This is a genomic window from Amycolatopsis tucumanensis (assembly GCF_021654135.1).
In the GTDB taxonomy this organism is placed as follows: domain Bacteria; phylum Actinomycetota; class Actinomycetes; order Mycobacteriales; family Pseudonocardiaceae; genus Amycolatopsis_E; species Amycolatopsis_E tucumanensis.
Map to the genome: position 1 here is coordinate 38,235 of NZ_JAKGSD010000014.1, position 986 is coordinate 39,220.

General features: G+C 71.9%; 1 protein-coding gene. It reads right to left on the minus strand.

All coding sequences use genetic code 11. From position 1 onward, the window contains the following. Nucleotides 1-6 precede the first annotated feature (6 nt). Nucleotides 7-933 (minus strand): SseB family protein, encoded by a 927-nt coding sequence (locus L2C96_RS16390; RefSeq protein WP_237336810.1) that lies wholly within the window; start codon nt 931-933, stop codon nt 7-9. Between the last annotated feature and the right edge of the window lie 53 nt (nt 934-986).

Consider the following 986-nt stretch of genomic DNA (forward strand, 5'->3'; position numbering starts at 1 on the left):
CCCAGGTCAGGCTCCCGGTGCGGCGCCGTTGCCGGATCGGCCGTCGGCGGGGCCGCCGGCGGCCGCCGCCTCCGCGATCGCCGACACCAGCTCCGGCACGCTGCTACCGGGCAACGTCAGTTCCATGCTCGTGCCGGGGTTGAAGCACAGCACGTGGTCCTCGCCCGGCCAGTTCAGCAGGACGTCCAAAAAGGACACAGTGGCGCGTGGGCCGCCGCCGGGAGCGACGACGTCGAGCACCTGCTCCGAGCTGAACAGCGGCACCACCGGGGTCTCGTCGTCACCGAGGATCCGCCACGGGAACTCACCGGACTCGATCACCGCCGGGTCCGGGACCGGTTCGGTGGCGGGCAGCACGACGTCGGCGCCGATCAGCGCGAGCAGGAACGCGTCGAAGTCCAGTTCGGACACCGACTCGCGCAGTCGCTCCTCCAGCTCGTTGACCGGCTGCAGCGCCGCGGCGGCCTCGGCGTCGCCGCCCAGCTCCTCCAGCACCAGGCGGCGGACCTCGCCCAGCACCTCGTCGACCATCGCGTTCTGCACGTCTTCGACCGGGACCAGCTCCTGACGCCCCTCGGCCAGGTCCTCCACCTCGCCCAGGACCAGGTACACGCCGATCGGGATGCCCGGGTTCACCACGAGCTGGGCGTGATCGGGGTGGAACTCGCGCAGCCCGCCGATGGTGGTCTCGCGCCAGCTGTCGACCACGCCGCCGAGCGCCCAGTCGAGCGACTCCTCCGAGGTGAACACGATGACGTGGTTGCCCTCGGGCATCGGCAGGCTGATCGGCCACGGGTCCCCCGGCTCCGGGGTGGCCGGCACGTACAGCGGGGCGTCGCGCAGCAGCTGGGCGTAGCGCCGGCTGTCGCTGTCCTGCAGCGCGGCCAGCATGCCGCTCTCGACCTCGTTGGCCGGGCGCCACTGAAAGTCCACTCCAGACACTTCCTTCTGCTCGTCGGTCCGCGGTGCACCACCGGCGTCGGGTC